Below are 7,714 nucleotides of genomic sequence, written 5' to 3'. Positions count from 1 at the left end.
AGGGCGGTCCGTCATTGCAGGAAGTCAGCCTCCGCATCCCCCTCGCACCTGGCTGAGGGCTCGACGGGCTGGATACGCAGAGCCTGGCCGTCTACCACGTGGTGGCCCTCCAGCTGGTCGGCCAGTTCCCTCAACGCCTGCATGCCGCTTGCTACTGCCTTGGTGAGTTCCTCGGCGTCCATCTCTTCGAGCGGCTGGCAGCCATCTCTTTCCATATTGTTTGAGTATGAGTGTCCGGCGTCGACAGCGTTCTCCAGAACCCAGCGGGCGGCATTGTAACGAGTAGCGGCAGGAGTTGTGGGGCCTAGCAGGTCGCGCATGGTGTCCACTACCAAATGGGCGAGATCCCCCTTGAGCGCAGCCTCACGCCTCTGATGCAAAGCTTCTACAACATGGGGAAGCCGCATAAGTCGATACGCTTCAACTTCGGGTGCCGAAAACCCCGCCAGTCGAGCTGCATGAGTACGTGCGACCCCTCGTGCTGTGTGAGCTACGAAATTGGCTTGCTTCTCAGTGAGTTTTCTCGCCATCAAGCCACCCCTATAGAGCTCTCTCGAGCGCTGCCCAAAGTATATGAAAATATGCAGATAAGTGCATGCATGCTGCCACAAAATAGATGAATCTGTGACCTTTCCCCCAGAAACCGGCCCACCGTCAATGTGATCTTTCCTTTACGTTTACCCTGATAGCCGGAGATCTCGCGATGAAGCGTAATCGACATGCCGAGGAGCAGGTCATCACCATCCTCAAGTCCCATGAGCGCGGCGCCTCGTTGGCCGAGCTAGCTCGGCAGAATGGCGTCATCGAGCAGACCATCTATCGCTGAAAGGCCAAGTACGGCGGTATGGAGGTATCGGAGGCCAAGCGTCTGCGGGAGCTGGAGACAGAGAATGCCCGCCTGAAAAAGCTGCTGGCGGAATGCGCTCTCGACAATGCCGCTCTTAAGGAGATCGTCTCGGGAAAGTAGTGACGCCCGAAGCGAAGCGGCGGGTGGTAACGCACCTGGTAACAGGCGGCTGGTTCAGCCAGCCACATGCCTGCCGATTGCTGGGCCTGCCACGCTCGGTGGCCCGCTACCAAGCGATGCCGCGCGACGATGAATCACTTCGGGCGCGACTGAACGCCTTGGCGACCTGCTATCCCCGCTACGGTTACCTGTTACTGCACGCTCTGTTGCGACAGGAGGGCCTGGTGATGAATCGCAAGCGAACTTACCGGCTGTACCGTGAGGCTGGGCTTCAGGTCCGCACCCGGCGGCGCAAGCGACTGGTGCGGCCAAGAGCGCCGATGCCGTGTCCAGACAGGCCCAACCAGCGCTGGTCGATGGCCTTCGTCTCGTACCAACTGGCCTCGGGACGCCGATTCCGCGTGCTGAACATCGTAGACGACTTCAGTAGAGAGTGTTGGCCAGCTGGTGGACACGTCCATTTTCGGGCGTCGCTTGGCCAGGTTCCTGGACAAGGTCGCGCAACAGCGCTCGCTGCCAGCCGCGATTGTCTGCGATAACGCCCCCGAGTTGGCCAGCAAGGCGATGTACTTCTGGGCGCGTGAGCGGAAGGTCACGCTGGCTTTCATTCAACCGGGAAAGCCGACACTGAATGCCTTTATCGAGAGCTTAAATGGAAAATTTCGGGATGGCTGTCTCAATCAGCACCGGTTTTTGAGCCTCCCCGATGCCCGGTATGAAATCGACAAATGGAGAGCCCGCTACAACTATGCCAGGCCGCGCAGCCCGCTGGGTTATATACCGCCCGTCGCCTATGTCCAGAGGTGTGCATGAAGGGGCGGTTTCTCACATTGTGGGCGGACCTAGATCTGGGGGAGGTTACCACCAACCCGGTCGAGTCGAACTTCGCCACGGTCCGCCGGAGGAGGAAACGTAACCGGAACTTCGGCTCACGGGACACGACCCGGGCGATGGTCTTCAAGCTGTTCCAGTCAGCCTAGAAACGTTGGAGTCGGATCAAGCGCTTCCAGAAGTGGGAGCTGGTCGTCAGCAACGTCAAGTTCCAGGCCGGGAAGCAGGTAGCCGATAAATCAGACAGGAATGGGGCCTGACCGCCAGCCACCAGATTTGACGTTAAATCGAACTCATCTCACTCAAGCTGTAGTTGAGCAGGTGCTGCAGTAAGCGCACTACTGACGCCTTGAAGGCGGGCACTGTCATTCTAGAGCAAGAACCCCCGCGTGAACTCGTTAGAACCGAGAGGCGGGGGCATGTCGAGGGGGGATATAGGCCCACAGCGAACCGAAATCTAGGCCTGCATCCTGAGCATATTGGTCGGTAACGCCGGCCTGTCGTTCCGTCTGATTCGTGTCAGCACATAGACTAGGCGGCGTTCAGGGCTGCCATTGATGCGAAAAACTTCTCCTTCAAGGACGGCACCTCGACCCAGCATACGTTGCAGCATGTCGAGATGCCCCCTCGGAGCATAGCCCAACTTTTTGCCGGCACTTTCCATGCGAATCGCTCGATCATCGAACGCGTTGTCAGGCTCGGCTATAAAGCGGACATTGTCTCCCTCCTGCAGCTGTTCTGCCTCCAACTCGGACTCATGGCGGAAACCAGCCACTTCAATCAGAACCTCGAAGGCATCGGGCGGGTCATCGAAGGGGTGGACCAGCTCGAACCCATCATTGGGCAATTTCGCACCGCTATACCCCAGCAAGGTGAAATCGCTGATCTCAGCATCTGCCGGGATAGCCCGAAGCTCCAGATAGCGGATGAAGTCCCGCCTGCTTCGCGGCGGCAGACGGCGCTTGAAGGCCTCCATCACCTGGTGGCTGTGCTCCGCCTGCTTCAGTGGGAATGCTGGATAGCCTTCAAAATCCATTCCCCTAGCCTCTGCCATCTCGGAGTCCTGAGCATACTGAAGTACCACTTTACCGTTCCGCATCACCAGTTGGCCCACACGATATCGGGAGCGGTTTTTGCTCTCGCGCGCCTGCCAGTAGAGCAGCAGCCGCTGTGGTTCCACCAGATGTTCGATGAAGCGGGTCATTTCAGGTCTCCAGAGCGTGTAGCAGGCGCTCTCTCCTTTTCAGGGTCAAAAAAGCAACAAATTCAGAGCGTTGATGGGTAAAGGGGTGTGGAAGGTCAAATTGGGTAAGGCTATTCAACATGGCCTTCAGGTCATCCTCGCTCCATCCGTGCAGCCGTTCTATCAGTATCGGCCGGATATCGGGAAAATGCCGGCAATACTCGGCAACACCTGCGATCAGTGGCAGACGTTGACGGTCATCCCTGGCCCAGCGCATCTGGTGCTCGCCTCTTCGCAAGTAGGCATTGAACTCGCTCGAGTCGCGCATCATGCGCTGCATCTTCTGGGGCTGCAACTCGTGACCCAGGCTTGTGCCATTGTCGAAATATGGCGTGAAACGGGCACTCGGCCCATTTTCGCTCCAGATCAGCCCCCAGTTCTCCTGATGCCGATCGGTGTTGCCGACCAGAGCATCGAAGCATAAACACAGCCCCCAGTAGGTCTGCCAGTCATGAGTGAGCATGCCTGTGCGTGCCAGGGCCCTGCTGAGGGTGAGGATGGTGGACAGGTTGTGCTCACGCCCCTTTTCTCGGTCGTAACCGTGGATCTGGCGTTGCATGTAGTCGCCGCCAGGTACGTGGCGCTCCTCTCCACTGCCCGGATAGCCCATGAACCATTCGTTCACGGTGCCGGGCTCATCGCGAGTCGAATCGATGGCAACGAACACCGGCGGCAGCGTTAGCCCCATCAAGCGACCGATGCGAAAAGCGATCAGCTCGGCCCAATACTGGTCGGGATGACGGGGCTTGCCAGGATCCTTGGCACTCTTGATGGCTTCCTTGAACAGATAGTTGTGCTTGGGAATGCAGAAGTCAAAGGGGGCTGGATCCGGACAACGAAGCAGCGACTTATCACGAGCCCCAACCGGGAAGACCTCATAATCCTGATGAATATCCCAGCCAGCAATATCTATAACCTGATCTGGCTTCTGATCTATTCCCTCACGATCGATCATGGCATGCCCTGACAGCCCCAGAAATCACAAACCCCCTCAGCAGCTCCACCGTGAAGCGGATCCACTAATCGGGGTCGTGTTGCGCACAACTATAGCACTAACACTGCCCGTCGCTGCCATCATCCCTCCGTACCCAGTCGCTATGCTGGCTGCTACGTATTTGCTACCAAAAATCTCGACAACGAAAAACGGCCACCGCTCGTGTGAGCTAAGTGGCCGTCTTTACTAAATTCTTGGTCGGAGTAGCAGGATTCGAACCTACGACCTCTGCCTCCCGAAGGCAGCGCTCTACCAAGCTGAGCTATACTCCGACGTTTGAGGTGTGTCCCTCAACGGATGCGTAGTATACGGATCCTTGTGGATGATGCAACCCTCGCGAGCCCGAGTCAGCCACTTTTTTCCAGATTCCCCGTCACTTGAGGGTACTTGCCCGGTGATTTTCAGGTCTTGCGTTCCACCGCCAGGCGGGCCAGTTCGGCCATGCTGTCGCGGTAGGGCGAGGGCGGCAGATGGTCGAGTTCGGCCAGGGCCTTGGCGGCCATCTCTTCGGCCTTCTGGCGGGTGTAGTCCAGTGCGCCGGTGGACTTGACGATGGCCAGCACCTCGTCGAGGTGGTCGAGTCCGCCCTTACGGATGGCGCGACGCACCAGGCGGGTCTGGTCGGGGGTGCCGGCGGCCATGGCCTGGATCAGCGGCAGGGTGGGCTTGCCTTCGGCCAGGTCGTCGCCGACGTTCTTGCCCATGGCCTTGGCGTCGCCCTCGTAGTCGAGCAGGTCATCGACCAGCTGGAACGCCAGACCCAGGTAGCGTCCGTACAGCGCCAGCGCCTGTTCCTGGCGTTCGTCGGCGCCGGCCAGGATGGCGCCGCTGTGGGAGGCGGCCTCGAACAGCATCGCGGTCTTGCCGAGGATGGTGTCGAAGTAGGCGGCCTCGTCGGTGTCGGGATTGCCCACATTGGTCAGCTGCTGAACCTCGCCCTCGGCGATGGTGCAGGTGGCGGCGGACAGCACCTCCATGATGCGCATGGAGCCGACCTCGACCATCATCTGAAACGAGCGCGAATACAGAAAGTCGCCGACCAGCACCGAGGGCGCGTTGCCCCAGGCATCATTGGCGGTGGCCTTGCCGCGACGCATGTGCGACTCGTCGACCACGTCGTCATGCAACAGCGTCGAGGTGTGCATAAACTCGATCAGCGTCGCCAGGGTGATGTGACGATCGCCCTGATACTCCAGCGCGCGTGCCGCCAGCAGCACCAGCAGGGGGCGCAGACGCTTGCCGCCGCTTTCGATGATGTACTGGCCGATGGTCTCTACCAGCGGGATGCGCGAGGCGAGCTGGTCGAGGATGGTCTGGTTGACGGCGGCGAAGTCGTCGGCGACCACCGCGTGAATCGGCGAAGGAGCTGCTGATGGTGACGGGGTGGCGTTGACTGACATGAAGGCGGCTTCGACTGGAGGTGAGGGAGGCCGTGGGCCTTGGGTTGCCGGTCATGCTATGGGCCGCCCATGGGGGCGTCAAGACGATTAGCGCCCGGCGGCGGCCTCGCGCGGGGTTTTTTCCGGTCTCGCCACTTGACGCTGGTTGTCGGGTTGTGCCCACGCGAGGGTATCGCTATAATACGCGGCCCACTCATCCATGCTCCCTGTCAGATGGCTGCCAAAAGGGGCGCCACTCGAAGCAGGTCGATCAAGAGCCAACCCCGATGAGTTTCTGGAGAAACAGCATGTACGCAGTGATCAAGAGCGGTGGCAAGCAGTACCGCGTTCAGGAAGGCCAGACTCTCAAGCTCGAGAAACTGGAAATCCCCACCGGCGATACCGTCGAGTTCGACGAGGTTCTGCTGGTCGGCAACGATGACGACGTCACCGTTGGTGCCCCGCTGGTCGAGGGTGCCAAGGTCAGCGCCGAAATCGTCGCCCACGGCCGTGGCGAGAAGGTGACTATCATCAAGTTCCGTCGCCGCAAGCACAGCATGAAGCGTCAGGGCCACCGTCAGTGGTTCACCGAAGTTAAAATCACCGGAATTTCTGCCTAAATACGCCTCGCCCTCGGGCGAATGCGTAGCGGACTATTCCCTCAACGAGCGAGGACTTTGCAATGGCTCATAAGAAGGCAGCCGGCTCCACACGTAACGGTCGCGACAGTGAAAGCAAACGCCTTGGCGTCAAGCTGTTCGGCGGCCAGGCCGTGACCCCGGGTAACATCATCGTGCGTCAGCGTGGCACCCGTTTCCACGCCGGCACCGGTGTTGGCATCGGCAAGGACCACACCCTGTTCGCTCTGGACGAAGGCGTGGTCAAGTTCGAGACCAAGGGTCCGAAGAACCGTAAGTTCGTCAGCGTCGTCTCTGCCTGAGACCGCCCGAACGCCATGGGCCGCCGGCGAGCGTGACTCGCTTGCCGACAAGCCCCGGAAGGCCCCGCCAAGCGCGGGGCCTTCTTGTATCATGGTGGAAAGCATCCGCCAGGAGAGTGATAGATGCAGTTCGTCGACGAAGCCTCGATCATCGTGGAGGCAGGCAACGGAGGTAACGGTTGCCTGAGCTTCCGGCGCGAGAAGTACGTGCCCAAGGGCGGCCCGGATGGCGGCGATGGCGGCCATGGTGGCAGCGTCTACCTGATCGGTGACGATGCCCTCAATACGCTGATCGATTTCAAGTATCAGCGCTTCTACAAGGCGCAGAACGGCCAGCCCGGCCAGGGTCGCCAGATGAGCGGCCGCGCTGGCGAGGATCTCCACGTCAAGGTGCCCGTGGGTACCACGGTGATCGACGAGGATACCCTCGAGGTGATCGCCGACGTGACCGAGATCGGCCAGGTGGTGCAGGTGGCCCAGGGCGGTCGCCGTGGGCTCGGCAACATTCACTTCAAGTCCTCCACCAATCGGGCACCACGGCGTACCACGCCGGGCACCGAAGGTGAGCGGCGCAACCTGCGCCTGGAGATGAAGGTGATGGCCGATGTCGGTCTGCTGGGGCTGCCCAACGCCGGCAAGTCGACGCTGATCCGCTCGGTGTCGGCGGCCAAGCCCAAGGTGGCCAACTACCCCTTCACCACCCTGGTGCCGAACCTGGGAGTGGTGAAGCTCGGCATGCACGAGCACTTCGTCATGGCCGACGTGCCGGGGCTGATCGAGGGTGCCTCCGACGGTGCCGGCCTGGGGCTGCGCTTTCTCAAGCACCTGACGCGCACCCGCCTGCTGTTCCACGTGGTGGATGTGGCGCCGTTCGATGAGTCCGATCCGGTGGAAGCCGCCGAGGCGATCATCCATGAGCTGGGCGAGTTCTCGCCGACCCTGGCCGAGCGCCCGCGCTGGCTGGTGCTCAACAAGCTCGACCTGCTGCCCGAGGACGAGCGCGAGGCTACCGCCGACGAGATCGTGCGTCGACTCGGCTGGGAAGGCCCGGTCTTTCGTATCTCGGCGATCTCCAACGTCGGCACCGAGGCACTGGTGCAGGCGGCCCACCGCTGGCTGACCGAGCAGCGCACCCTCGAGAACGAGGATGAAGAGGCCATGGAGCGCGAGCAGGAGATGCGCCGGCGCATGGAAGATGAGGCGGTGGCCAGGACAGAGGCGCGCCTGGGTCGTCGTCGCAAGCGTGACGAAGACGACGATGACGATCTCGATGACGACGACTACGACGTCGAGGTCGAATACGTTCAATAGCGGTCGTCAGGGGAGTCGACAGCCTCCCCGTTCGGCCAGAGCAGCGGGG

General features: G+C 60.7%; 7 protein-coding genes, 1 tRNA gene and 2 pseudogenes. 5 read left to right on the top strand and 5 right to left on the bottom strand.

Translation table 11 applies throughout. The features are described 5' to 3' along the window. Window positions 1-11: 11 nt before the first annotated feature. On the bottom strand, window positions 12-320 hold the full coding sequence (locus RBB39_RS19480) for a hypothetical protein (RefSeq protein WP_157033114.1): 309 nt from the start codon (window positions 318-320) through the stop codon (window positions 12-14). A 383-nt stretch (window positions 321-703) separates the two neighbouring features. Between RBB39_RS19480 and RBB39_RS19475 the strand changes: the two are divergent. Both RBB39_RS19475 and RBB39_RS19470 read left to right on the top strand, forming a co-directional pair. After that, window positions 704-1,780 (top strand): annotated as a pseudogene (locus tag RBB39_RS19475) (IS3 family transposase). Window positions 1,781-1,827: 47 nt separating this feature from the next. Next, window positions 1,828-2,058, top strand: a pseudogene (locus tag RBB39_RS19470) (IS256 family transposase); the annotation flags it as partial. Window positions 2,059-2,255: 197 nt separating this feature from the next. Here the strand turns inward: RBB39_RS19470 and RBB39_RS19465 are convergent. The 4 genes from RBB39_RS19465 to ispB all read right to left on the bottom strand — a co-directional run bounded on the left by RBB39_RS19465 (window position 2,256) and on the right by ispB (window position 5,435). Further along, a complete protein-coding gene (locus RBB39_RS19465) occupies window positions 2,256-3,002 on the bottom strand; it encodes an HIRAN domain-containing protein (protein WP_045994436.1) in 747 nt (248 codons plus the stop codon). Window position 3,003: 1 nt separating this feature from the next. Continuing rightward, on the bottom strand, window positions 3,004-3,996 hold the full coding sequence (locus tag RBB39_RS19460) for a hypothetical protein (protein ID WP_045994437.1): 993 nt from the start codon (window positions 3,994-3,996) through the stop codon (window positions 3,004-3,006). Between the two features lie 234 nt (window positions 3,997-4,230). Beyond that, window positions 4,231-4,307: transfer RNA gene (locus RBB39_RS19455), tRNA-Pro, on the bottom strand. Window positions 4,308-4,436: 129 nt separating this feature from the next. Continuing rightward, window positions 4,437-5,435 (bottom strand): octaprenyl diphosphate synthase, encoded by a 999-nt coding sequence (ispB, locus tag RBB39_RS19450; RefSeq protein ID WP_045994438.1) that lies wholly within the window; start codon window positions 5,433-5,435, stop codon window positions 4,437-4,439. 287 nt (window positions 5,436-5,722) lie between these two features. Here ispB and rplU point away from each other — a divergent pair, with 287 nt between their 5' ends. The 3 genes from rplU (at window position 5,723) to cgtA (ending at window position 7,665) form a co-directional block, all read left to right on the top strand. Further along, window positions 5,723-6,034 carry a 50S ribosomal protein L21 gene (rplU, locus tag RBB39_RS19445; RefSeq protein ID WP_045994439.1) on the top strand — a complete coding sequence of 104 codons (312 nt, stop codon included), beginning with the start codon at window positions 5,723-5,725 and terminating at the stop codon, window positions 6,032-6,034. A gap of 62 nt (window positions 6,035-6,096) precedes the next feature. Next, window positions 6,097-6,354, top strand: coding sequence for a 50S ribosomal protein L27 (gene rpmA / locus RBB39_RS19440; RefSeq protein WP_045994440.1), 258 nt, complete (start codon window positions 6,097-6,099; stop codon window positions 6,352-6,354). A gap of 123 nt (window positions 6,355-6,477) precedes the next feature. Next, entirely contained in the window at window positions 6,478-7,665 is a 1,188-nt protein-coding gene (cgtA, locus tag RBB39_RS19435; RefSeq protein ID WP_045994441.1) for an Obg family GTPase CgtA, read from the top strand. The last annotated feature ends 49 nt before the right edge of the window (window positions 7,666-7,714 follow it).

The sequence above is a fragment of the Halomonas sp. MMSF_3323 genome (assembly GCF_030733595.1).
GTDB lineage: Bacteria > Pseudomonadota > Gammaproteobacteria > Pseudomonadales > Halomonadaceae > Halomonas > Halomonas litopenaei.
The sequence above is the reverse complement of the archived record's forward strand: the minus strand, read 5'-3'. Positions and strand labels throughout refer to the sequence as shown.